This window comes from Sphaerotilus mobilis, from assembly GCF_004216565.1.
Taxonomy (GTDB): Bacteria; Pseudomonadota; Gammaproteobacteria; order Burkholderiales; family Burkholderiaceae_C; genus Sphaerotilus; species Sphaerotilus mobilis.
The window spans coordinates 565,242-589,136 of record NZ_SGWV01000009.1 but is presented as its reverse complement, the minus strand read 5'-3'; the positions used below and the strand labels follow the sequence as shown (position 1 = coordinate 589,136).

At 67.8% G+C, this 23,895-nt stretch carries 16 protein-coding genes and 1 riboswitch; of the genes, 13 read left to right on the top strand and 3 right to left on the bottom strand.

Going from position 1 to position 23,895, the window contains the following annotated elements; translation table 11 throughout:
- Window positions 1-65: 65 nt before the first annotated feature.
- Window positions 66-199: riboswitch (guanidine-I (ykkC/yxkD leader) on the top strand.
- Window positions 200-266: 67 nt separating this feature from the next.
- The 9 genes from EV685_RS11935 (at window position 267) to atzF (ending at window position 12,117) form a co-directional block, all read left to right on the top strand.
- The gene (locus tag EV685_RS11935) at window positions 267-1,286 is read left to right on the top strand and encodes an ABC transporter substrate-binding protein (RefSeq protein WP_130482226.1); all 1,020 of its coding nucleotides are present in this window, start codon (window positions 267-269) and stop codon (window positions 1,284-1,286) included.
- A gap of 13 nt (window positions 1,287-1,299) precedes the next feature.
- On the top strand, window positions 1,300-2,376 hold the full coding sequence (locus EV685_RS11930; protein ID WP_130482225.1) for a fatty acid desaturase family protein: 1,077 nt from the start codon (window positions 1,300-1,302) through the stop codon (window positions 2,374-2,376).
- A gap of 1 nt (window position 2,377) precedes the next feature.
- Window positions 2,378-3,160: a hypothetical protein gene (locus EV685_RS11925; RefSeq protein WP_130482224.1), complete on the top strand. Its 783-nt coding sequence runs from the start codon at window positions 2,378-2,380 to the stop codon at window positions 3,158-3,160.
- A gap of 19 nt (window positions 3,161-3,179) precedes the next feature.
- Window positions 3,180-4,010, top strand: coding sequence for an ABC transporter permease (locus EV685_RS11920; protein WP_207224808.1), 831 nt, complete (start codon window positions 3,180-3,182; stop codon window positions 4,008-4,010).
- A gap of 29 nt (window positions 4,011-4,039) precedes the next feature.
- Entirely contained in the window at window positions 4,040-4,936 is an 897-nt protein-coding gene (locus EV685_RS11915; protein WP_207224807.1) for an ABC transporter ATP-binding protein, read from the top strand.
- 33 nt (window positions 4,937-4,969) lie between these two features.
- Window positions 4,970-5,776 carry an urea amidolyase associated protein UAAP1 gene (locus EV685_RS11910; RefSeq protein WP_130482222.1) on the top strand — a complete coding sequence of 269 codons (807 nt, stop codon included), beginning with the start codon at window positions 4,970-4,972 and terminating at the stop codon, window positions 5,774-5,776.
- 26 nt (window positions 5,777-5,802) lie between these two features.
- Window positions 5,803-6,471, top strand: a complete 669-nt coding sequence (locus EV685_RS11905; RefSeq protein WP_130482221.1) for an urea amidolyase associated protein UAAP2 — start codon at window positions 5,803-5,805, stop codon at window positions 6,469-6,471.
- 85 nt (window positions 6,472-6,556) lie between these two features.
- Window positions 6,557-10,270 (top strand): urea carboxylase, encoded by a 3,714-nt coding sequence (gene uca / locus EV685_RS11900; protein WP_130482220.1) that lies wholly within the window; start codon window positions 6,557-6,559, stop codon window positions 10,268-10,270.
- Window positions 10,267-12,117 carry an allophanate hydrolase gene (gene atzF / locus EV685_RS11895; protein WP_130482219.1) on the top strand — a complete coding sequence of 617 codons (1,851 nt, stop codon included), beginning with the start codon at window positions 10,267-10,269 and terminating at the stop codon, window positions 12,115-12,117. Before uca ends, atzF begins: the two co-directional genes overlap by 4 nt.
- Window positions 12,118-12,130: 13 nt before the next feature.
- Here atzF and EV685_RS11890 read toward each other — a convergent pair whose 3' ends face one another.
- From EV685_RS11890 to EV685_RS11880, 3 genes are all read right to left on the bottom strand, one after another.
- Entirely contained in the window at window positions 12,131-12,955 is an 825-nt protein-coding gene (locus tag EV685_RS11890; RefSeq protein ID WP_130482218.1) for a DJ-1/PfpI family protein, read from the bottom strand.
- A 129-nt stretch (window positions 12,956-13,084) separates the two neighbouring features.
- Complete coding sequence (locus EV685_RS11885) at window positions 13,085-15,256, bottom strand: TonB-dependent siderophore receptor (RefSeq protein WP_165396781.1); 2,172 nt, start codon at window positions 15,254-15,256, stop codon at window positions 13,085-13,087.
- 148 nt (window positions 15,257-15,404) lie between these two features.
- A complete protein-coding gene (locus EV685_RS11880; protein ID WP_130482216.1) occupies window positions 15,405-15,833 on the bottom strand; it encodes a hypothetical protein in 429 nt (142 codons plus the stop codon).
- 611 nt (window positions 15,834-16,444) lie between these two features.
- Here EV685_RS11880 and EV685_RS11875 point away from each other — a divergent pair.
- The 4 genes from EV685_RS11875 (at window position 16,445) to EV685_RS11860 (ending at window position 23,862) form a co-directional block, all read left to right on the top strand.
- Entirely contained in the window at window positions 16,445-16,717 is a 273-nt protein-coding gene (locus EV685_RS11875) for a helix-turn-helix domain-containing protein (RefSeq protein WP_130482215.1), read from the top strand.
- Window positions 16,718-16,838: 121 nt separating this feature from the next.
- Complete coding sequence (locus tag EV685_RS11870; RefSeq protein WP_130482214.1) at window positions 16,839-19,436, top strand: type I restriction-modification system subunit M; 2,598 nt, start codon at window positions 16,839-16,841, stop codon at window positions 19,434-19,436.
- Between the two features lies 1 nt (window position 19,437).
- Window positions 19,438-20,667: a restriction endonuclease subunit S gene (locus EV685_RS11865; RefSeq protein ID WP_130482213.1), complete on the top strand. Its 1,230-nt coding sequence runs from the start codon at window positions 19,438-19,440 to the stop codon at window positions 20,665-20,667.
- 15 nt (window positions 20,668-20,682) lie between these two features.
- Complete coding sequence (locus EV685_RS11860) at window positions 20,683-23,862, top strand: type I restriction endonuclease subunit R (RefSeq protein ID WP_130482212.1); 3,180 nt, start codon at window positions 20,683-20,685, stop codon at window positions 23,860-23,862.
- The last annotated feature ends 33 nt before the right edge of the window (window positions 23,863-23,895 follow it).

Here is a 23,895-nt window from a genome sequence, read left to right as displayed (position 1 = left end):
CAGGGGCCGCAGCAGCGGGCACGCACCTTGCAATCTCCCCGCAACGGGAAGCGACCTCACGTCGCCACCAGGGTGGCTAGGGTTCCGGCCGGTCGATGCAGACCGGTGTCTGGTCCGAGAGCCACCGGCCTCAAGGCCCGGAGCGTTGACGCGCTTCGACGGACCTCAGGCTCCACGGCGGGACAAAAGCCCGGGAGGACCCTCGCGACGCGAGGTGGCTTCCCCGATCCATCGGCTTTTGTCATCCACCACGCTTGGAGCCTCACATGCGCCACATCCTCCGCACCCGCCGCTCGACCGTCTCGACCCTGGCGGCGTTCGCGCTGGCCACCTCCTTTGGCCTGACGCTCGCCCCGGCCGCCCAGGCCGCGCCGGCCACGGTCTCGATCGGCACCACCGTGTGGATCGGCTACGGGCCCTTCTACGTGGCCGAGGCGCTGGACCTGTTCAAGAAGCACAACGTCAAGGTCAAGCTGCAGACCTTCAGCGATCCGGCCCTGCTGCTGCCCGGCATGGCCAGCGGCGCGGTCGACGGCGTGGTCGCCACCTACGACCAGGTGATCGGCGAGGTCGCCCAGGGCCGCTCGGCCAAGGTCGTCATGCCGATCGACTACTCCAACGGCGGCGACGCCATGCTGGGCGACGCCAGCATCAAGAGCGTGGCCGACCTCAAGGGCAAGGCCGTCGCGTTCAATCCGCTGTCGCCGTCGGACTTCCTGCTGGCCTATGCCATGTCCAAGGCCGGCCTGAGCGAGAAGGACATCAAGCCGGTCAACATGACCCCCGAGGCGATCCCGGCCGCGATGGCCTCGGGCAAGGTGCCCGTGGGCGTGACCTACGAGCCCAGCGTGTCGCAGATCCTGTCGCAAGGTGGCGGCAAGAAGTTCAAGGTGGTGTTCTCGTCCAAGGACGCGCCCGGCCTGATCGCCGACGTGCTGGTGTTCCCGGAGAAGACGATCAAGGCCCGCCCGGCCGACGTCAAGGCCGTCATCGCCGGCTACCTCGACGGCCTGGCCTACATGAAGGCCAAGCCCGCCGAGGCCCACAAGCTGATCGCCAAGGCCATGGGCCTGAAGCCCGCCGAGGTCAAGGAACAGCTGGCCGGCGTCTACAACATCCCACCGGCCGAGATGGGCCGCGCCTTCATGCCGGGGACGGACACGACGTCCTACTACGCCAGCGGCGCGGTGATCGGCAAGATCCTCAAGGACAAGGGCCAGATCACCACGATCCCGCCGACCGAGGCGACCTTCGACGCCCAGTTCGTCAAGGCCCTGGCCCCCTGAGCCGGCGCGCGCCATGAGCAAGTCCGACGCGATCGTGGTGCCGGCGCGCCGGCCTTCGCTCTGGCGCCATGCCGATGGCGCCCTGCTCAACACGCTGGCGCTCGGCTGGACGCTGAGCTGCTGGGCCGGCAGCCTCGCGCTGCTGGTGAGCGGGCCCAGCTGGCTGCGGGTCCTCGGCACGCTGGGACTGGCTCACGCGCTGATCCTGTCGGCCTACTTCCTGCACGAGTTCGCCCACCACAGCATCTTCCGCAAGCCGGCCGTCAACCGGCGCTGGGGCGAGGCGATGGGCTGGCTGGCCGGCAGCGCCTATGCCCGCTTCGACGATCTGCGCCACAAGCACATGCGCCACCACGTCGACCGGGCCGACGTCATCACCTTCGACGTGCGCCGCTTCCTGCGCGAGGGCCCGGCCTGGCTGCGCCGCCTGGTGCTGGCCTGCGAGTGGGCCCACATCCCGGCGGTGGAGGTGCTGATGCATGGCTACGTCATCGTCCAGCCCTTCCTGCTCGATGACCGGCGTGACCGGCGCGCACGGGTGATCGGCGTGCTGGCCGTGCGCCTGACGGCGTTCGCGCTGCTGGCCTGGGCCTCGCCCTGGGCGCTGTTGGGCTACCTCGTCGCCTGGCTGCTGATGGTTACGGCGCTGCGTTATGCCGATGCCTACCAGCACACCTACGAGGCGTTCGCGACCAATGACCTGCACGCGCCGATGCCACCGGTGGCCGACGGCGCCGCGCCGCGTGACCACGCCTACGAGCAGCACAACACCTACAGCAACCTGGTGTCGACGCGCTGGCCGTGGCTCAACCTGCTGCTGCTGAACTTCGCCTTCCACAACGCCCACCATGAGCGCCCGGTCGAGCCCTGGCACCGCCTGCCCGCGCTGCACGCCGCCCTCTACCCCGAGGCCGCTGGCGACGCCGAAGGCCATGCCCAGACCCTGCCGATGGCGCGCTACCTGCGCAGCTACCACCGCCACCGCCTGAGCCGCGTGCTGGACGACGACTACGGCGCGGTCGGCACGGGCCGGGACCGCGCGGATGGTTTCCGCGGTGCCTACGGTGTCTCCTTCCTCACGGCGGTCTGACATGGGCGCGCAACCCGTTCCCGACCGCCTCCAGGGCCTCTGGCGCCGCACCCGCCTGCGGGTGCCCGCCCGCACCGGCGCGACGCTGGACGACCGCAGCACCGCCGTCTGGTGGCTGCAGACGCCGCACTGGCATGCCGACCTGCGCGTGCCGGCCGCAAGGCCCGACTACTCGGGTGTGGCCTCGCTGGCCGACTGCAGCACGCCGCAGCTGCGCTGGCTGCTGACGCAGGAAGGCTTCGCGGGGCTGACCCATGTCGAGGGCGTCGACGGCGACACGGTCGCGAGCTGCCGCTGGCAACGCCTGATCGACCATGCCGAGAGCCGCATCGCCGATGTCGGCGCGCTGCGCTTCGATGCCGATGGCATGGACGAGTGGGGCCTGGCCGCCGACTACGACGAGCGCTGGGTCGCCGAGGACACCGGCCCTGGCTGGTCTGCCGAAGGCTCATGCGATGAGCCACCCGGCACACGCCTGACGCGCCTGCGCATCCGCGTCGGGCGCTGGCAGATCACCTTGCGCGCCCGGGCGCTGGACGCGGCCAGCACGCGCACGGTGCGCCACGCGGTCGCCACCGATCAGCCCATCGCCCGCAACGCGCTGATCGCCGCCGCCGACTGCGAGATCAGCCTGGCCGAACAGGTCGACGGACCGGACGGCGACTGGCGCGTGCGGCGCTCGACCTTGCCCTGGCTCGAAGGCCTGCCGCCGCGCGACCTGGGCCCTTGGCGCGCGCTCGAAGCGGCCGACCAGCCCGTGCTGATCGACCCCGCTGGCGCTTGACGGCATGGACCGCCCCACCATGGAACCCGCCCTGACCCCGCCGCCCGACCGCCACCGCCCGACCCGGCTGTGGCAGGTCCGGCAGGCGATCCCGCCGACCGCCTACTGGCTGCTGGCCCTGCTCGGCCTGCTGCTGCCGCTGCTGGGCTGGATCGGGCTGACGCTGCGCGAGGGCAATGACCCGGTCTTCCTGCCCGGGCCGTGGAGCGTGGTGCAGCGTGCGCTGGCCTGGGCCGTCGACGGCGACCTGGCCGGCGACGTCGGCATCAGCGTCTACCGGGTCGTCACCGGCTGGGCCCTGTCGGCCGTGCTGGCCCTGCCGCTGGGCCTGCTGATCGGCAGCTACCGGGGCGTGCAGGCGCTGCTGGAGCCGCTGACCGACTTCATCCGCTACATGCCGGCGGTGGCCTTCATCCCACTGGTGATGCTGTGGTTCGGCATCGAGGAAAGCTCGAAGGTGGCGGTGATCTTCATCGGCACCTTCTTCCAGATGGTGCTGATGGTGGCCGAGGACGTGAAGCGCGTGCCGATGTCGCAGGTCGAGGCCGCGCAGACGATGGGCGCCACCCGCCGCGAGCTGCTCGAACAGGTCATCCTGCCCTCGGCCAAGCCGGCCCTGCTGGACACGCTGCGCATCACCATGGGCTGGGCCTGGACCTACCTGGTGGTGGCCGAGCTGGTGGCCGCCAACTCGGGCCTGGGCTATTCGATCCTGAAGGCCCAGCGCTACCTGCAGACCGACCAGATCTTTGCCGGCATCTTGCTGATCGGCGCCATCGGCCTGGCGATGGACCAGGGCATGCGCTGGCTGCACCGCAAGGCCTTCCCCTGGCTGGTGGTGCGGCACTGAACCGTCACGCCCAACGACTGGATCACCCGATGAGCCACCCCGAACACGCCCAGGCAGCAGGCGCGGCCGATGCACACGCCCAGGCCCACATCCGCTGCAGCGGCCTGTGGAAGCACTACGGTCGTGGCCCGAGCCGCATGACCGCGCTGCAGGCGGTCGACCTAGCGATCGCGCCCAACGAGTTCGTCACGCTGGTGGGCGCCTCGGGCTGCGGCAAGTCGACGCTGCTGCGCACCATCGGCGGGCTGGAGAGCCACGACGCTGGCGAGCTGGTGGTCGATGGCCGGGCGGTCGACGGCCCCGGCCCGGACCGGGCGATGGTGTTCCAGCACTACAGCCTCTACCCGTGGCTGACGGTGATCGACAACATCAAGTTCAGCCGCCGCCTGGCCGTGCACACACAAGACCGCAGCAGCGCCGACGTGGAGGCCGCCTCCGGCCGCGCCGATGCGCTGCTGCGCCTGATGGGGCTGGGGCATGTCGCACACGCCTATCCGGGCCAGTTGTCCGGCGGCATGCAGCAGCGCGTGGCGATCGCGCGCGCCCTGATGAGCCGCCCGCCGGTGCTGCTGATGGACGAGCCCTTCGGCGCGCTCGATGCACAGACCCGCGAGGTCATGCACGACCTGATCCTGCATGTGCACCGGCTGGAACGCACCACCATCGTCTTCGTCACGCACGACGTCGAAGAGGCCCTCTACCTGGGCCAGCGCGTCGTGCTGATGGCGCCGCGCCCCGGCCGCATCGACAGCATCCACGCGGTGCCGCTGGGGCCGCGCCGCAGCCAGGACATGAAGCTCGCGCCCGAGTTCGTCGCGCTCAAGCGCGAGGTGCTGGCGCGCATCCGCGCCACCTCCGGCCTGCAGACCGACCACGAGCTGCTCGAACAGCTCTCGCAGGCCGCGACGCTGGACCAGACCCGCTGAACCCCCGCTGCCCCTCGCCCGCCTGCCCTCGCCATGACCGCACCGCTGCACACCCTCGACAACCCGCCGCCGACCCAGCCGATCGACGCCCCGCCGCTGTGGCAACGCTTTGCGCCCGAGCTGCCCGCCGAGCGCGTGGTCTGGAGCGAGATCGTGCCCGGCGGCGGCCACTGGAGCTGGCGCCTGAGCCGCGGCATGGCGCTGCGCTTCGTCGCGCTGGACGAGCGCGCCAACTGCGCCGTCGTGCTCTACGCCGCGCACGACCGGCTGGAGCGCTACAACATGCCCGACAGCCTCAAGGCCCAGCACACCGCGCACTACAGCACTGGCCATGTGCTGATGAGCGACATGGGCCGCGCGCTGGCGTCCTTCACGCACGACACGCTGGGCTGGCACGACCCCTTCGGCGGCCTGCTGGACACGCCGACGATGGAGGCCCGCCACGGCCTGCAGCGCTATGAAACGCACCGCAACGCGATGCACCGCAGCGGCCGCGACGGCCTGCTGATCGAGACCGGCAAACACGGCCTGACGCTGCGCGACCAGATCGCGCCGGTCAACCTGTTCAGCCGCGTGACGGTCGATGAACACGGCCGTTTTGCCTTCGACGCCGAACGTGTCGTGCGCGGCGGCGCGGTCGAGCTGCGCATGGACCTGGACGTCATCGTCGCCATCAGCACCGCCCCGCACCCGCTGGACCTGCGGCCCGGCTATGCGCCCGGCAAGGTCGGCATCGCCGCCTGGCGACGCGGCCCGGCCGAGGCCGACGACGTCTGCCGCCGGCACCGCCCGGAAGGCGCCCGTGCGCTGCACAACAGCGACGTGTTCGCGCTTTGCTGAACCCGGTCGACCCCAGGAGCCCACGCATGACTGCACCGACCTCCCTGCGTTTCCAGGAAAGCGCGCTGGCCCCCGAGGCCGCCGTGCGCCGCCACCGTCAGGCCGCTGGCGAGCCGTGGTTCACGACCGTCGATGCCGGCCAGACGCTGCGCATCGTCGACCTCGAAGGCAACCAGGCCGTGGACGTCATCTTCTACGCCCGCCACGACCTCGCGGAGCACTACAGCGCCAGCGACACGCTGCTGGCCCAGGGCGGCATCTACCTGACCACCGGCTCGGTGCTGATGAGCAACCTGGGCCGGCCGATGCTGACCATCAGCGCCGACACCTGCGGCCGCCACGACACGCTCGGCGGCGCCTGCGCGGCCGAGAGCAACACCGTGCGCTATGCGCTGCAGAAGAAGTTCATGCACAACTGCCGCGACAACTACCTGCTGGCGCTGCAGCAGGCCGACGTCGGCCTGGGCAAGCGCGACCTGGTGCCCAACATCAACTTCTTCATGAACGTGCCGGTGACGGCAGACGGCCGCCTGACCTTCGCCGACGGCGTCAGCGCGCCGGGCAAGTACGTCGAGCTGACCGCGCACATGGACCTGCACATGCTGGTCTCCAACTGCCCGCAGCTCAACAACCCGTGCAACGCCTACAACCCGACGCCGGTCGAGTTCCTGTTCTGGCAAGGGGAGACAGCATGACCCGGGCCGAGCGCCGGGCCGCTCCCAAGCCGGCCCGCATCCCCTCGGGGGATCGACCGATGTACCCGTCGTGCGAGGGGCAGTCATGAGTTTCGACACCGTCCTCATCGCCAATCGCGGCGCGATCGCGGTGCGCATCATCCGCACGCTGCGGGACCTGGGCCTGCGTGCGGTGGCGGTGCATTCGGAGGCCGATGCGGACGCGGCCCATGTCCGCCTGGCCGATGCCGCCGTCTGCATCGGCCCGGCCCCGGCGGCGCAGAGCTACCTTGACGGCGCGCGCATCCTGGCCGCCGCCCGCGAGACCGGCGCCGGTGCGATCCACCCGGGCTACGGCTTCCTGAGCGAGAACCCGGCCTTCGCCCAGGCCTGCGAGGACGCCGGCATCGCCTTCATCGGCCCGAGCCCGGCGCAGATGCGCGCCTTCGGGCTCAAGCACACGGCCCGCTCGCTGGCATCCGAACTGGGCGTGCCGCTGCTGCCCGGCACCGGCCTGCTGTCCGACGTCGATGCCGCGCGTGTCGCGGCCGAACGCATCGGCTACCCGGTGATGCTCAAGAGCACGGCCGGCGGCGGCGGCATCGGCATGCGCCGGGTCGACGACGCAGCGGCGCTGGGCGAGGCCTGGGCCTCGGTGCAGCGGCTGGCGCAGGCCAACTTCAAGGACGCCGGCCTCTACGTCGAGAAGTTCATCACCCGCGCCCGCCACATCGAGGTGCAGGTCTTCGGCGACGGGCGCGGCCAGGTCATTGCGCTCGGCGAACGCGACTGCTCAGCCCAGCGCCGTCACCAGAAGGTGGTCGAGGAAACGCCCGCGCCGCACCTGGACGCCGCCACCCGCGCCGACCTGTGCGCCTGCGCGGTCCGGCTGGCTCAGGCCGTGAGCTACCGCTCGGCCGGCACGGTCGAGTTCGTGCTCGATGCCGACAGCGGCGCCTTCCACTTCCTGGAGGTCAACACCCGGCTGCAGGTCGAACACGGCGTCACCGAGCAGGTCACCGGCGTCGACCTGGTCGCGTGGATGGTCAAGCTCGCGCGCGGCGACGCCTTCGAGCTGGTGGCGCCGGAACCGCGCGGCGCGGCGATCCAGGTCCGGCTGTATGCAGAGGACCCGGCGCGCCAGTTCCAGCCCAGCGCCGGGCTGCTGACCGAGGTGGTCTGGCCGGACCCCGCCAGCGGCGTGCGCGTCGACGGCTGGGTCGCCCGTGGCACCGATGTGCCGCCGCACTACGACCCGATGCTGGCCAAGCTGATCGTCACCGGCCGGGACCGCACCGATGCCCTGGCCCGGCTGCGCGCCGCGCTGGCCGAGACCCGGCTGGGCGGCATCGCCACCAACCTCGGCTACCTGCGTGCGCTGGTCGCCGCGCCGGTGTTCGAGCAGGGCCGCGTCGTCACCGCGACGCTGGCCGACTTCCGGCCGATGCCGCGTGCGCTGGAGGTGCTCGACGGCGGCGTCATGACCAGCGTGCAGGACTGGCCCGGCCGGCAGGGCTACTGGCATGTCGGCGTGCCGCCGTCCGGCCCGATGGACGAGCTGGGCCACCGCCTGGCCAACCGGCTGGTCGGCAACCCGGCCGATGCGGCCACGCTCGAATGCACGCTGGCCGGTCCGACGCTGCGTTGCCTGCAGCCGCTGGTCGTGGCGCTGGCCGGTGCGGCGATGCCGATGACGCTGGAGGTCGACGGCCGGCGCATCGCCCTGGCCACTGGCCGGGCGCATGAGTTGCCTGCCGGCGCCGTGCTGCGCCTGGGCGCGCTGGAGGCCGGGGCGCGCGCCTGCCTGGCCGTGCGCGGCGGCGTCGACGTGCCGGCCTACCTGGGCAGCCGCGCGACCTTCACGCTCGGCCAGTTCGGCGGACACGGCGGGCGCCACCTGCGGGTCGGCGACCTGCTGCCGGTGGGCGACGACGCGGCCTGCCCCGACGCGCCGCGCTTCGAGCCACCGGCGCTGGCCTTGCCCGCACCGGGCCGGCACTGGCGCATCGGCGTGCTGGACGGGCCGCATGGCGCGCCCGACTTCTTCACGCCCGAGGACATCGCCACCTTCTACGCCACCGACTGGCAGGTCCACCACAACTCCAGCCGCACGGGGGTGCGCCTGATCGGCCCGAAGCCGACCTGGGCCCGGCCGGACGGCGGCGAGGCCGGCCTGCACCCGTCCAACCTGCACGACAACGCCTACGCCATCGGCGCGGTCGACTACACCGGTGACATGCCGGTCATCCTGGGCCCCGACGGCCCCAGCCTGGGCGGCTTCGTCTGCCCCGCCGTGGTGGTGGCCGGCGAGCGCTGGAAGCTCGGCCAGCTGCGCCCCGGCGACACGCTGCGCTTCGTGCCGCTGTCACTGGCTCAGGCGCTGAGCCTGCACGCGCAGCTCGATGCCGCGCTGGCGACGCTGGAGGGGCCCTTGCCTGAACTGCCGGCCGCGACGCTTGCGCCGACCGGTCAAGCGGCCATCCTGTCGCGGCGTGAGGGCGAACCGGGCCGGCCCGCCCGTGTCATCCGTCAGTCGGGCGACCGCTACCTGCTGCTCGAATACGGCGAGCCGGTGCTCGACATCGCGCTGCGCCTGCGGGTCCATGCGCTGATGCGCTCGCTCGAAGCGCGCATCGAGGCCGGCGACCTGCGCGGCGTGATCGACCTGACGCCCGGCATCCGCAGCCTGCAGGTCCACCACGACCCGCGCGTGCTGGACCGCGAGGCCCTGCTCGCCCTGCTGGCCGAACGGGACGACGCCCTGGGCCCGACCGACGACCTGTCGGTGCCCTCGCGCACGGTCTGGCTGCCGCTGTCCTGGGACGACCCGAGCACGCGGCTGGCGATCGAGAAATACATGCAGTCGGTCCGCCCAGACGCGCCCTGGTGCCCGAGCAACATCGAGTTCATCCGCCGCATCAACGGGCTGGACCACATCGACGACGTCTACCGCACCGTCTTCGACGCGCGCTACCTGGTGCTGGGCCTGGGCGATGTCTACCTGGGCGCGCCCGTGGCCACGCCGCTGGACCCGCGCCATCGGCTGGTGACGACCAAGTACAACCCGGCGCGCACCTGGACGCCCGAGAACGCCGTGGGCATCGGCGGCGCCTACCTGTGTGTCTACGGCATGGAAGGCCCGGGCGGCTACCAGTTCGTCGGCCGCACGCTGCAGATGTGGAACCGCTGGCGCGACGCCCGCGACGGCGCCACCGACTTTGAGCCCGGCCAGCCCTGGCTGCTGCGCTTCTTCGACCAGATCCGCTTCTACCCGGTCGACGGCGAGGAGCTGGCGCGCATCCGGCGCGACTTCCCCGCCGGCCGCCACAAGCTGCGGACCGAACCGGGGCGCTTCTCGCTGCGCGACTACCAGGCCTTTCTGGACGATCAGGCCGACGCGATCGCCGCCTTCCGCACCACCCAGCGCGCCGCCTTCTCGGCCGAGCGTGAACGCTGGGCGGCGGCCGGTCAGGCCGAACACGTCGCCGAGGCCGATGGGGCCGCATCGACCGAGCCCGACGAGGCCCTGCCGCCCGGCGCCCGCGCGGTCGCCAGCCCCGTGCCCGGCAGCGTCTGGAAGCTGCTGGTCGAGCCCGGTGCGACGGTGCGCGAGGGCCAGCCGCTGCTGGTGGTCGAGAGCATGAAGATGGAATTCACCATCGCCGCGCCCAGCGACGGCCGGCTGCGCCGCCTGTTGTGCCGCGAAGGGGGTGCGGTCGCGGCGGGCCAGACCGTGGCCGTGATCGACAACGGCGACGTTGGCGACACCGGCAACAGCAGCAACAGCGGCGACACGAACGACGAGGAATCGACCCGATGAACACGCCCTCTTGGCCTTCGCTGGACCTGGCCACCCTGCGCGCCGACTACGCCGCCGGCCGGCGCGATCCGCTGGGCGTGATCGAGCAGGTCATCGCCGCCACCTCGGACGAGGACGCCCACCGCGCCTGGATCAGCCGCGTCGACCCCGAGCGGCTGCGCGCCCAGGCCCGGGCGCTGATGGCGCGCGATCCGGCCACGCTGCCGCTGTGGGGCGTGCCCTTCGCGGTCAAGGACAACATCGACGTGGCCGGCCTGCCGACCACCGCCGGCTGCCCCGCCTATGCCTATGCGCCGGATGCCCACGCGCCGGTCGTGCAGCGCCTGGTCGACGCGGGCGCCATCCCCGTCGGCAAGACCAACCTGGACCAGTTCGCCACCGGCCTGAACGGCACCCGCTCGCCGCACGGCGCCTGCCGCAATGCCTTCGATCCGGCCTATGTCTCGGGCGGTTCCAGCGCCGGCTCGGCGGTCTCGGTCGCGCTCGGCCAGGTCAGCTTCAGCCTGGGCACCGACACGGCCGGCTCGGGCCGCGTGCCGGCCGCCTTCAACCAGCTGGTGGGCCTCAAGCCGACCCGCGGCCTGCTGTCGACCCGGGGCGTGGTGCCGGCCTGCCGCACGCTCGATGTGGTCTCGATCTTTGCCCTGACCGCCGCCGACGCCGCCGCCGTGCTGGCCGTCGCGCAAGGCTTCGACGCCGAAGACCCCTGCAGCCGCGCCGCCTTGCCGCACGGCCACGACGTGGGTGCCGATCCGCGGCCGCGCCTGGGCGTGCCGCGCGGCGATCAGCGGGTCTGGACCGAGGCGGGCTGCGCGGCCTCCTTCGACCGTGCGATCGAACAGGCCCGCGCGCTCGGCGCCGAGCTGGTCGAGCTGGACTTCGAGCCCTTCTACGAGACCGCCCGCCTGCTCTACGAAGGCCCCTGGGTGGCCGAACGCTACGGTGCCATCCGCGACTTCATCGAGCGCCAGCCCGAGGCCGTCTTCCCCGTCACCCGCGAGATCACGCTCGGCGGCAAGGCCCTGCTGGCGGCCGACGCCTACGCGGCGCAGATCCGCCTGCAGGCGCTCAAGCGCCGCTGCGACGTGGTTTGGTCTCAGGTCGACGCGGTGCTGACACCCACCGCGCCCGGCCACCCGACGATCGCCGCGATGCTGGCCGAGCCCATCGTGCGCAACAGCGAGCTGGGCACGTACACCAACTTCATGAACCTGCTGGACTGCGCCGCCGTGGCCCTGCCCTCGGGCTGGCTGGCGGGCGACGGCAGCGCGCCGGGTCGCCCTTTCGGCATCACCCTGTTCGCCCCGGCCCATCAGGACGTGCCCCTGCTGCGCCTGGCCGCCCGCTGGCAGGCCACGTTGACGGGCCCCGCCGCCACGCTGGGCGCCACCGGCCACGCCTTGCCGGCTGCAGCGCTCGCGGCCCCGGCCAACCAGACACCGTCCGGCCAGGTCCGCGTGGCGGTCTGCGGCGCCCACCTGTCGGGCCAGCCGCTCAACCCCCAACTCACCTCACGCGGCGCCCGCCTGGTGGCGGCCACCCACACCGCCCCGGTCTACCGCCTCTACGCCCTGCCCGACGGCAAGCGCCCCGGCCTGCAACGCGTCGCCGACGGCGCGACACCGGGCGGCGTCGCCATCGAGGTCGAGGTCTGGGAACTCCCCGCCACCGCCTTCGGCAGCTTCGTCGCCGCCATCCCCGCCCCGCTCGGCATCGGCCGCACCCTGCTGGCCGACGGCAGCGAGGTGCCCGGCTTCATCTGCGAGGCCAGCGGCCTGGCCGGGGCGCGGGACGTGAGCGAGTTCGGGGGGTGGCGGGCTTGGCGGGCGAGCGGGATGACGGTCTGACCCGATGACGGACTCAGCCGCGTGAGCGGCGGTCCTTCAGGATCTGCCGGCCGTCGCGCACGAAGCCGGTGAACATGTCGCGCATCAGCGCCGTGGCTTCGGCCGGTGCCGTTTTTGGCGTGCCGGCGTTGAACGGCGGCTGTGGGGCGTATTCGGCCAGCAGCTGCACGCTCTGGGCATAGAGGCGATCGCGCAGGATCTCGACCAGGCTCAGGCCCAGGTCCAGTCCGGCGCTGACGCCCGCGCCCGTCAGCCGGTTGCGGTCGCGCACCACCCGCTCGTCGACCGGGGTGGCGCCGGCCTCGGCCAGCAAACCCAGCGCGACCCAGTGGCTGGTGGCGCGGTAGCCCTTGAGCAGCCCGGCCGCGCCCAGCACCAGCGAGCCGGTGCAGACGCTGGTGACCCAGCGGGCGCGAGATCCGCGGTCGGCCACGAAGGCCAGCAGGGCCTCGTCGCGCATCGCCGCCAGCGTGCCCTGGCCGCCGCCCGGCACGAACAGCACGTCCAGGTCACGCGGGCAATCGGCCAGCGTGACGGTGGGCACCAGGCCCAGACCGGTGTCGCTGGTGACCGGCTCCAGCGTGGCCGCGACGTGGTGCACGGTCGCCCCCATCAGGCTGGCAAACAGGTATTGCGGGCCGACGAAGTCCAGCGCCGTGCAGCCGGGGTAGAGCAGCATGCCGATCTGCTCGCTGCCGGTCCAATGGGCGGGCACGTGGCTCATGTCGTGCGATGGCGCGGGCTCGGCCGCAGCGGGTTGCGCGGCCTGTGCCAGCCAGGGCGAGGCGGCCAGCGCCGCTGCCGCTGCCTGCAGGAAATGTCGACGTTCGTTGTCCATGGTGTCGGGAGGTCCGGGGTGGTGTGGCGCGGTGCGTCACGGTGTGACGCGGCGTGCCTTGGGTTGCTTGTCTGGGACGTGACCCGGCGGGCGGACCGGCTGCGGCCCGTCCGCCGGATGCCGTCAGGCTCAGAACGCGAAAGTCGCGCTCGCCTGCACGGTGCGCGGCCGTGCCGGGATCACCTGACCGCCGCCGAAGTAGGTCGACGGCACGAAGTACTTCTTGTCGGCCAGGTTGTCGATGCGCAGCGCGTAGCGGGCATCGCCCATGCGGTAGCCGAGCTGCGCATCCCACAGCGTCGCGGCCGGTGTGAAGTAGGTGTTGGTCGTGTCACCGGCCAGTCGGCCGTGGTGCGTCAGGCCCAGGCCAGCGCTCAGGCCGGCCGCAGGACCCTGCAACCAGTCGTGGCGGGCGGCGATGCGGGCGCTGCGCTCGGGCACGTTGAACAACACCTTGCCGACGTTGGCGGCGGTGGTGTCTTCCTCGATGCGTGCCTTCATGCGCGTGGCCTGGGCCAGCCACGTCAGGGCCGGGCTGGCCTGCCATCGCAGGTCGGCCTCGATGCCGCGCGAGCGCTGCAGGCCGGTCTGCCGCGACTTGCCCGGATTCGCAGGGTCGCCCACCGCGACGTTCTCGCGCGCGAGGTCAAACCAGGCGAGCGATCCGCTCAGGCCACCCAGGTCCTTCAGACGCAGGCCGATCTCCTTCTGCAGCGAAGTCTCCGGCTTGGGTGGCGTGCTGAACACGCTGCCGATGGGCACCTTCACGCCCTTGGACAGACTGGCGAAGGTCGACACCTGGGTGGTCCAGTCGCGCACCACGCCGGCACGCGGCGTGAGGGTGCGGTTGCGGGTGACGTTGTCATGGCCGAAGAAGGCGTTGGCGTTGACGTCCGTGACCTGGATGTCGGTGTGCCGCAGGCTGCCCAGCACATGCCAGGCGCCGACGTCGACCTGGTCCTGCAGGTAGACCGTGCGCGAACGGTAGGTGTTGCGCTGGTCGGCCGGGTCGGGCGCGACCGGCTCGACCCAGGTCTGATAGCTCGTGCTGGGCAGGTTTGCGAAGGCGAAGAAGTCCAGCGGGCCGAGTCCGTTGGGGAAGGCCATGAAGGCCTCGTCGCGGGTCTTCTCCCAGTCCAGGCCGACCTGGGCGGTGTGCTGCACGGCACCGCTGCGGTAGCGCGCGGTCAGGGCCGGCGAGACGGTGGTGGTCGTGAAGCGGTCCCACAGCCGGGCGCCGCAGACGTAGTTGCCGGTCAGCGTCGCTGCGCCGAAGCCGCACACGAGCGGGTCACCCAGCCAGACACCACGCTGGTCGATCTCCGCGCTCTGGCGCGACAGCAGCAGCTGGCCGCTCCAGACCTCGTTGATCTGTTCGGTCCACTGCAGGTTGGCGCCTCGCGACATGAGCGTGTTGTCGGGCTGGCCCTGCGAGACGATCAGGTGGTCGCGCGCCAGCGTCAGCTGCGTGGTATCGAGCGTGCCGGTGCGCGGCAAGCCGCTGTAGTCCTGCCCCTTGGTGTCCTGGGAACGCAGGCGAAGGACCACCTGCGTGCGGCCATCGGGTTGCCAGGTCACGGACGGCGCCCAGGCCCGGTGGCGCTGGGTCAGGCCCTCGGTCTCGAAGCCGGTCTGGCCGACGTCGCCGACCAGGCGGACGGCCCAGTCTTCAGCCAGCGGCTGGTTGAGGTCGAGGTTGAACGCGCGGGTGTCGAAGCTGCCCACGCGCAGGCCGACCTCCCGGACCGTGCGCAGCGGATCGGCCGCTCGCGTGCTCAACGCGATCGTGCCGCCGGTGCTGGTGGTGCCCCCCTGGCCCTGGGTGGCACCGTAGAGCGCGCCGGCCGGGCCCTTGACGACATCGATCCGGTCGGCCGCCGACAGGCTCTCGAAGCCGGCAAAGTAGCCGGGCATCGCGACCCCGTCGACCACCGTCGACGCGTTGAAGCCGCGCACCTTGAAGTTGCTGTTCCAGGCGTCGCGCGAGTCCACCGCGTTGACGTTGCTGGCGTTGCGCAGGGCGTCGCTCAGCGTGGTCGAGCCCTGGTCCTGCAGCAGGTTGCGGTTGAGCGTGACGATGGACTGCGGAATCTGTTCGGTCGGCGTCGGGCTGCGCGTGCCGGCGCTGGTGGTCTCGGCGCGGTAGCGCTCGCGGGCGCCGGTGATGTCGACGCGGGGCAGGGTCGAGGTCGCGCCGTTGCCCGCGCTGGCGTCGGTCTGGGCCTGGACGGCAGGGCTGAGGGCGATCAGGCCGGCGCAAGCGATGGCGGCGGCGTGGGCGATGGGACGGAGGGTGTGCATGGTCGTTGGCCAGGGCAAGGCGTGCGCCCGGGCCGCGCTTCGGGCCCGGCGTGCGCCAGGAATGGGGGGCATCGCCCCGCCTCGTCAGGATGCGAGGGCAGGGGCGTTCAGCAGCGGTTGGTCGTGGCGGTCAGGGCCGCCACCCAGCTCACGCCACCCCAGGCGGCCCACGCGGCGCTGCGGCGTTGCGCAGCGGCCCCGAATCCAGCCGTGGCCGCTCGTCGCTCCGCAGCGCCACCAAGGTGACGGCCAACGGACGCGGCAGGTCATCGGGTTCGACGCCCGGCGGCCCCGCCAGCACCGCCAGCAGGCAGGCGCTGCAACGCGGCATCGACGCGGCGGTCTCGTCACCGGCATCGACTTGCCCGGCATCGGCCTGCCCAGCATCCCCCGCCGGCACCGCCCAGGCCTGGCCCGGCGACACGCCCGCCACGCACAACAGGGCCGGCCCCGGCACGCCACCCGGCCGCAGTGCCATCGCCCAATCCGGCAAGAGCGCCGCGCACAGCATCACCAGCACCAGCCAGAGGCTGGCAGGCGAGGCGGTGCGGGCAAGGGAAGCGGGACGGGCCGACATGACGGCGCCAATTCTCCCTGCGATCTTTTGGGTTTTCGCCCTCCGACAACCCCACGTCCCGGGTGAAGAACGGGGCGAGCGTGCAAACCGTTCCGCCTTGACGGGCGTTCCTGCGCGTCTGGGCCGGGCGCGGCAGGGTCGGGTGTTGTGCGGCGGAGACGGGGCCTTGATAGCTGTCAAGTCATCGATCGGGCATCACGGCGTTCAGGCCTCGGCATCAAGCCCACGGGCCGGGACCGTCGACATGCTGGTGTTGAGCAGCTGCGCTTGTAGAACCGTTCCCGTGCCTGCCAAAAGGCGTCTAGCAACTCGTTCGGGCCAGGCAAGATGCCAATGGCGCACTCTCGCCAGGCAGCGATTGCTACGTCGGCTTTGATCGCTCTCCAGAATAGGTCCGGCTGCGACAAGGCGCCGCAGTTGCCCAAAGGGCTCGATTTCAAAGCGGGAGTCATGTTTCCTTTCCTGTTGCGTCACACAGCTTGTGTTACGGGTACACGGCATATGTAAATCGCCTGGAAAAGTGTTGCTGAATTCGACGCGAACGATCCGTACTTAGCACAAACGCTACACGTTCAAATCCTAGAATGCATCTGACTACTGAGGAGAGTCCCGTGATCCGACTCAGATTGACCGAACTGTTGGCAGACGAGTCCTTCCGCCGAGGGCGGCGTGTCGAGCTGCTAGAGGTGGCTCAGGCCACCGGCATTCACCGCACCACGCTCTCGAAGATGGTGAACGTCAGGGGCTACAACGCCACGCTCGCGAACGTCGATGCCTTGTGCAAGTTCTTCCGCTGTGGGGTCGGCGATATCGCGACCTACGTCCGGGATGAGGACGTGCCCGCCGCGGCCGGCGATGTGCGCTCAGCGCCTGAGCAGCCTTGAACGTTTGCTACAGGCAGCACTGCATCGTCTTCGTCTTTCCACATCTCCGACTGACTGGCGCACCGCGCTGAACGTGCAGTAGCGCCTTCGTGTCGGCGACCAACATCAAGAATCAGCCACCGTGAACAAACAGCAGCTCGCATCCAAGATCTGGGAGTCCGCCAACCAGATGCGCTCGAAGATCGAGGCCAACGAATACAAGGACTACATCCTTGGCTTCATCTTCTACAAGTACCTCTCTGACAAGCTAGTAGCCTTCGCCGAGGCAGAGGAGTTCTCTGCCGAAGACTTCGCTGCCGTGACCGAGGACGACACGGAAACGGTCAATCACTTCAAGTCCAACTTGGGCTACTTCATTGCCCACAAGCACCTGTTCTCGACCTGGCTGGACCAAACGAGCGACTTTGACGTCGCCGACGTGCGCGAAGCCCTGTCAGCCTTCAGCCGCCTGATCCACCCCAACCACAAGCGACTGTTCGACGGCATCTTCAAGACGCTGGAAACCGGCCTGAGCAAGCTCGGCGACACCGCTGCGAAGCAGACCAAGGCGATCAGTGATCTGCTGCAGCTGATCAAAGACATCCCCATGGATGGCAAGCAGGGCTACGACGTGCTCGGCTTCATCTACGAGTACCTCATTGGCATGTTTGCCGCCAATGCAGGTAAAAAGGCTGGTGAGTTCTACACGCCGCACGAGGTATCCGTGCTGATGTCTGAGGTCATCGCGCACCATCTGAAAGACCGCGAGACCATCCAGATCTACGACTCCACCAGCGGCTCGGGCTCGCTGCTGCTCAACATTGGCCAAGCCATCGCCAAGCACATGGGCGACAAAGACAGCATCAAGTACTACGCCCAAGAGCAGAAGGAGAACACCTACAACCTCACGCGCATGAACCTGGTCATGCGCGGCATCCTCCCGGGCAACATCGTTACTCGCAATGCCGACACGCTGGAAGACGACTGGCCGTATTTCGACGAGCAAGATCCAGTTAACAGTTACAACCCGCTGTACCTGGATGCGGTGGTATCGAACCCGCCGTACTCCCAGAAATGGGACCCCCTGCACAAAGAGGCTGACCCGCGCTACGCCCGCTTCGGCGTGGCCCCAAAGTCCAAGGCCGACTACGCCTTCCTGCTGCACGACCTGTACCACCTGAAGCCCAACGGCATCATGGCCATCGTCCTGCCGCACGGCGTGCTGTTCCGGGGCGGTGAGGAAGGCGTCATCCGCAAGCAGTTGATCGAGAACGACCACCTCGAAACCATAATCGGCTTGCCGTCCAACATCTTCTTCGGCACCGGCATCCCGACCGCCATACTCGTGCTAAGGCAAAAGCGCGAGAGCAGCGATATGCTGTTCGTGGACGCCTCCAAGGGCTTCGGCAAAGAGGGCAAGAACAACAAGCTCCGCGCTTGCGACATCAAGAAGATCACCGATGTGGTGATCGCCCGCGCCACTGTGCCCGGCTTCAGCCGCCTCGTGCCCAAGACCGAGCTGCAAGGCGAGGCCAACGACTACAACCTCAACATTCCGCGGTACGTGGACTCGTCCGAGCCGCCCGAGAGCTGGGACTTGTACGCCTCGATGTTCGGAGGTATCCCGCTGAGTGAACTGGATGCGTTGTCCGCCTTCTGGAAAGCCTTCCCCTATCTGCGCGCGGCCTTGTTCACTTTGGACGGCACGCCTTACGCCCAGCCGAAGGCGGATGACCTGGCTGCGGCAGTGCAGCAGCACCCTGAGGTGAAGAAGTTCAATGACGCCTTCACCCGCGCGTTCGACGGCTTCAAGCCCTGGCTGCACAGCGAGCTGATCGGCAAGATGCTCACGCTTCGGGTTCCCCGCCAAGAGGCGCGGATCTGTGACGAGCTATTCGCCCGCCTGGCTAAGGTCGGCACGGTGCCGCTCATCGACAAGTATCAGGCTTACCAGGTTCTCGATGACCACTGGCAGCCCATCTCTGTGGACCTGGAAGTCCTTCAGACCGAGGGCTTTGGTGCCACGCGTGTGGTCGATCCGAACTTCGTCGTCAAGAAGAAGGACGGGAAGGACGTGGAAGTGCAGGACGGCTGGAAAGGCCGCATTCTGCCCTTTGACCTGGTGCAGCTGACCCACCACAAAAAGGAGTTGGACGCCCTTCGGAAGAAGGAGGTCGAACTGGCCGATGTGGTCGCTCAGCTGGAAGAACTGCTTGAAGGCTTCAGCGAGGAAGACAAGGCCAAAGACACTTTCAATGAAGCAGGCGATAAGTTCGTCGCCAAGGTCGTAGCCGCGGAAGCCAAAGAGTTGACGGCCGAAGCCAAGGTCTCGGGTGATTTCGGCTCAGACACGTACGAAGCCAAGATCATTCAAGCAGCCAAAGTGCTGGCCAAAGAGAAGTCGCTGAAAGCGGCAATCAAGAAGGACGCCTCTGTGCTTCACCTGAAGACCAAGGCCACCATTGAGAAGCTGAGCGACGAGCAGGTGTATGCCCTGCTCGAAGCCAAGTGGCTCACGCCGCTGGTGGACGAGCTGCATTGCTTGCCTGGCCTGATGATGACCAGCCTCGTAACCAAGCTGCAAGCCTTGGTTGAGAAATACCGGATCACCTATGCAGAAAACGCTCGCGAGATCCAGCAAGCCGAGGAAGCGCTGGTGGGCATGCTCGGAGAACTGGATGGCGACAATTTCGATCTCAAGGGCATCGAGGAACTGAAGACTCTGCTGTCTGGAGGCTGAGATGAGCGATCACACTGCAGGCGGAGTGCCGAAGATTCGCTTCAAGGGGTTTGATGCGGCATGGGAGCCCAAGAACCTTGGGCAGATTTACAAAGAACGAAACGAACGGGGCGACGACTCACTGCCCATCCTGTCGGTTTCCATTCATAGCGGAATCTCGAATAGTGAACTGAGTGACGAAACCCTTGGGAAGAAAGTGCGCCGCAGCGAAGATAAGTCGCTTTACAAACGCGTTCAAGCAGGGGATCTCGTATTGAACATGATGCGCGCGTGGCAGGGCGCGCTTGGCGTTGCAAAGACTGAGGGAATGGTAAGCCCAGCCTATCTGACAGCAGCCCCGGACGACACCGTCTATCCGTTATTCATGGACTGCGGCTTGAGGCGCCCCCAAGTCGTGGCCCAAATGAACAGGTTGTCCTATGGAGTCACAGACTTCAGAAAACGACTGTACTGGGACTCGTTTGTTCGCGTTCGGTTCGCTGCCCCATCTGTGTCAGAGCAGCACAAAATCGCCTCTTACTTCTCGAACCTCGACTCAATGATCTCCTTGCATCAGTACAAGCATGAAAAGCTTGTGGTGCTTAAGCGGGCGACCATGCAGAAGATGTTTCCGAAACCTGGCAACAAGATTCCTGAGGTTCGCTTTGACGGCTTTTCGGGCGCATGGTCGAGCGAAGAAATGAAGACTCTCGGCACCTTTTCGAAAGGGGCAGGGTTTTCAAAAGGTGATCTCAGGGCGTCAGGCACGCCAATCGTGCTCTACGGTAGGCTCTACACGGACTATCAAACCGCCATCACCCAGGTTGACACGTTTGTTGAGGACCGAAAGGGAACGGTCAAGAGCAAAGGGAACGAAGTAGTCGTTCCTGCGTCAGGGGAGACTTCCGAGGACATCGCCAGGGCTTCCGCGCTTCTTGCAAGTGGGATCATCATCGGTGGCGATCTGAACATCATCAGCCCTTGCGAGCGGCTAGATCCGTATTTCTTGGCGCTGGCGCTTTCACATGGACAGCCCAAATACGACTTGGCGAGGAGAGCTCAAGGGAAGACGGTCGTTCATGTCAGAGGAGCGGACATTTCATCAGTCTCCGTAAGCTTTCCCGAGCTGCGCGAGCAAGAGCGGATCGCTGCCTACTTCCGTTCAATAGATGAGCTCATTGTTCGGCACTCCAACCAGATCAAGAAGCTGCAGCAGGTCAAGTTGGCCTGCCAGGAAAGCATGTTTGCCTGAGGCCACGCCCCATCTATGACGATCTTTGCCAAAGAGTCGGACTTCGAAGCCGCAGTCATCCATGAGCTCCGTCAACGTGGGTGGGGTGAGTTAGAGGTCATCAAATGCCCCAGCGAGGCGGACCTGCTGGCGAACTGGAAGCAGATCCTCTTTGAAAACAACCGTGGCAAGGACCGGCTGAATGAGGTGCCGCTGACCGACGGCGAGATGCAGCAGGTGATGGAGCAGATCGTCGCCCTGCGCACACCGCTGAAGCTGAACGGCTTCATCAACGGCAAGACGGTGGCCATCACGCGGGACAACCCGGCCGACACGCTGCACTTCGGCAAAGAGGTGAGCCTGAAGGTCTACGACCGGCATGAGATTGCCGCTGGGCAAAGCCGCTACCAGATCGCCCAGCAGCCGCGCTACGCCCGCGCCTCAGAGCTGCAGCATGACCGCCGGGGTGATCTGCTGCTGCTCATCAATGGCATGCCGGTGATCCACATCGAGCTGAAGAAGAGCGGTGTGCCGGTCAGCCAGGCCTACAACCAGATTCAGAAGTACGCGCGCGAAGGCATGTTCACCGGGCTGTTCTCGCTGGTTCAGATCTTTGTGGCCATGGAACCCAGCGAGGCTCTGTACTTCGCCAACCCCGGGCCAGACGGCAAGTTCAACAAGGACTTCGCCTTCCACTGGGCCGACTTCAACAACGAGCACATCAACGACTGGAAAAACTTCACCTCCAGCCTGCTGTCCATCCCGATGGCGCACCAGCTGATTGGCTTCTACACCGTGGCCGACGAGGCCGACGGTGTGTTGAAGGTGATGCGCAGCTACCAGTACTACGCCGCACACGCCATTTCGGACAAGGTGGCCAAGACCGACTGGAAGAACCCGAACCGCCTAGGCGGCTACATCTGGCACACCACGGGTTCGGGCAAGACCATGACGAGCTTCAAGTCGGCCCAGCTCATCGCCAACTCCAAAGACGCCGACAAGGTGGTGTTTTTGCTGGACCGGGTGGAGCTGGGCACACAGACGCTGAAGGCCTACCGGGACTTTGCCGGTGACAGCAACCAGGTGCAGGCCACCGAGAACACCGGTGTGCTTGTCAGGACGCTGAAGAGCACCGCGCCGGCGGACACCCTGATCGTCACGTCCATCCAGAAGATGAGCCGGATCACGGACGACGCCGAGGGCTTGAAGACGCACGACCTGGAAACCATGCGCGGTAAGCGCATCGTGTTCATCGTGGACGAGTGCCACCGCTCCACCTTTGGCGACATGCTGGTCGACATCAAAGCGAGCTTCTCGGGGGCGGTGTTCTTCGGATTCAGCGGCACGCCCATCCACAAGGAGAACGTTCGCAAGGACAACACCACGACGGATGTCTTTGGGGACGAATTGCACCGCTACAGCATCGCCGACGGCATCCGCGATAAGAACGTACTGGGGTTCGACCCCTACCAAGTTCTGACATACCGAGACCGCGACCTGCGGCAGGCGGTGGCCCTGGAGCGGGCCAAGGCGGCGACCGTGGCCGAAGCATTGGCAGACGCCGCGAAGAAGAAAGTCTTCACCCGGTACATGAAAGAAGTGCCGATGGCGGGCCACCGCGACGCGGCGGGCGAGTACCAACGCGGCATTGAAGACTACCTGCCGAACGCGCAGTACGAGCGCGACGAGCACCACCAAGCCGTGCTGCAGGACATCGCCGACAACTGGGAAGTGCTGAGCCAGGCTGGGAAGTTCCACGCCATCTTTGCCACCAGCAGCATCACCGAGGCGATCACCTACTACCGCCTCATGAAGGCGCAGTGCCCCGCGCTGAAGATCACCGCGCTGTTCGATCCGCACATCAGCGATGACGACACCGGCAGCACCGATCCGGCCTTCAAGGCAGAAGGGCTGGAAGAAATCATCAAGGACTACAACGCCACCTTTGGGCAGAAGTTCGACATGGGCACCCACGCGAACTTCAAGAAGGATCTGGCTGCGCGTCTGGCTCACAAGGCGCCTTACCTTCGCGTCGAGGCCGAGCCCGAAAAGCGGCTGGATCTGCTGATCGTCGTGAACCAGATGCTGACCGGCTTCGACTCGAAGTGGGTCAACACGCTGTATTGCGACAAGCTGCTGGAGTACGAAAACATCATCCAGGCGTTCTCCCGCACCAACCGGCTTTTCGGGCCAGACAAGCCGTTTGGCACCGTCCGCTACTACCGCAAGCCGCACACGATGAAGCGCAACGTGGACGCGGCGGTGAAGCTGTACTCCGGCGACAAGCCCATTGGCCTGTTTGCCGATCAGTTGCCCAGGAACCTGGAGCGCTTGAACGATTGCTTCACCGAGATCAGCGCCATCTTCAGCGCGGCGGGTATTGCTGACTTTGCCAAGCTGCCGGATGACTTGACGGCGCGGGCGGCTTTTGCAAAGCAGTTCAACCGGTTCAACGCGATCCTGGAAGCCGCGAAGATTCAGGGCTTCACCTGGGATAAGTTGGTCTACGAGTTCGACACCGAGCCCAAGCAGTCGATTGCGGTGGCCCTCTCGAAGCTGCAGTACCTGACCCTGCTGCAGCGCTACAAGGAGCTTGGGGCAGGCGGTGGCGGTGCGGGCGAGAGCATCCCCTTCGACATCGACAGCCACATCACCGAGATCGACACCGGCAAGATCGACGCGGACTACATGAACTCGCGCTTTGCCAAGTACCTCAAGGAGTTGGAGAGTGGCGACGGGGGGTCCAGGGATGCAACCTTGGCCGAACTGCATCGGTCATTCACCTCGCTCTCTCAGGAGGATCAGAAATTCGCCGAGATCTTCTTGCATGACATCCAGCGCGGCGATGTGCAGATCGACCCCAGTCGGACCTTCCGCGACTACTTGGTGGACTACAAGGCCAGGGCCAAGAACAAGGACTTTGCGGCCGTCGTTGCGACGCTGGGCGTGGATGCTACGAAGCTGGCAGCCTTGCTGGACGCGCATGTGACCGAGGCCAACCTCAACGAGTACGGGCGCTTCGACGACCTGCGGGCAACCGTGAACATGGCGTCGGCCAAGGCCTACTTTGAGCGTATCGAAGGTGCCGCATTGCCGCCCTTCAAGGTCAAGATCAGGGCTGACAAGGTGCTGAAGGACTTCCTGATTCGCGGGGTGTTGTCGCTTAGCCTGCCGGATGACGTTGGGCCGCCAGGCACGGAGGCGGGACCAGCCTAGGCGGGCAATCACCTGGGCGTCCAAAACAGGCGG

Bases quoted from the DNA above. Each gene is read 5' to 3' on its own strand.
- EV685_RS11935 (WP_130482226.1), top strand. From the start codon at position 267: ATGCGCCACATCCTCCGCACCCGCCGCTCGACCGTCTCGACCCTGGCG.
- EV685_RS11930 (WP_130482225.1), top strand. From the start codon at position 1,300: ATGAGCAAGTCCGACGCGATCGTGGTGCCGGCGCGCCGGCCTTCGCTC.
- EV685_RS11925 (WP_130482224.1), top strand. From the start codon at position 2,378: ATGGGCGCGCAACCCGTTCCCGACCGCCTCCAGGGCCTCTGGCGCCGC.
- EV685_RS11920 (WP_207224808.1), top strand. From the start codon at position 3,180: ATGGAACCCGCCCTGACCCCGCCGCCCGACCGCCACCGCCCGACCCGG.
- EV685_RS11915 (WP_207224807.1), top strand. From the start codon at position 4,040: ATGAGCCACCCCGAACACGCCCAGGCAGCAGGCGCGGCCGATGCACAC.
- EV685_RS11910 (WP_130482222.1), top strand. From the start codon at position 4,970: ATGACCGCACCGCTGCACACCCTCGACAACCCGCCGCCGACCCAGCCG.
- EV685_RS11905 (WP_130482221.1), top strand. From the start codon at position 5,803: ATGACTGCACCGACCTCCCTGCGTTTCCAGGAAAGCGCGCTGGCCCCC.
- uca (WP_130482220.1), top strand. From the start codon at position 6,557: ATGAGTTTCGACACCGTCCTCATCGCCAATCGCGGCGCGATCGCGGTG.
- atzF (WP_130482219.1), top strand. From the start codon at position 10,267: ATGAACACGCCCTCTTGGCCTTCGCTGGACCTGGCCACCCTGCGCGCC.
- EV685_RS11890 (WP_130482218.1), bottom strand. From the start codon at position 12,955: ATGGACAACGAACGTCGACATTTCCTGCAGGCAGCGGCAGCGGCGCTG.
- EV685_RS11885 (WP_165396781.1), bottom strand. From the start codon at position 15,256: ATGCACACCCTCCGTCCCATCGCCCACGCCGCCGCCATCGCTTGCGCC.
- EV685_RS11880 (WP_130482216.1), bottom strand. From the start codon at position 15,833: ATGTCGGCCCGTCCCGCTTCCCTTGCCCGCACCGCCTCGCCTGCCAGC.
- EV685_RS11865 (WP_130482213.1), top strand. From the start codon at position 19,438: ATGAGCGATCACACTGCAGGCGGAGTGCCGAAGATTCGCTTCAAGGGG.
- EV685_RS11860 (WP_130482212.1), top strand. From the start codon at position 20,683: ATGACGATCTTTGCCAAAGAGTCGGACTTCGAAGCCGCAGTCATCCAT.